This window comes from Staphylococcus pasteuri, assembly GCF_030547725.1.
Taxonomy (GTDB): Bacteria; Bacillota; Bacilli; order Staphylococcales; family Staphylococcaceae; genus Staphylococcus; species Staphylococcus pasteuri.
Genome location: NZ_JAUOQO010000824.1, coordinates 1 through 242, shown reverse-complemented (window position 1 = coordinate 242; position 242 = coordinate 1). Strand labels below are relative to the sequence as shown.

Annotated in this window: 1 protein-coding gene; it reads right to left on the bottom strand. The window is 48.8% G+C overall.

Translation table 11 applies throughout. The annotated features are described in order from the left end of the window. Positions 1–205: DNA topoisomerase family protein (locus tag Q4528_RS15640; protein WP_303522639.1), on the bottom strand; the 205-nt coding region annotated here is incomplete at its 3' end. Positions 206–242: the final 37 nt, after the last annotated feature.

Below are 242 nucleotides of genomic sequence, written 5' to 3'. Positions count from 1 at the left end.
CTGCATATGAACATTTAGGATAGGCGTTACAGGCATAAAAGGTTTTACCAAAACGTGATTGGCGAGAAGCAAGCTTACCTTTGTTGCAAGAGGGGCAAGTAATCTCGGGGGCGCTTTCTGCTTGCGGTTGTGCTGACTCAATGTGCTGACAACTTGGAAACGCGCTACAACCAATAAACATGCCGTAACGCCCTTGGCGTAGCATCAGCTCCTCACCACATTTAGGGCATTCAGTTCCAGGC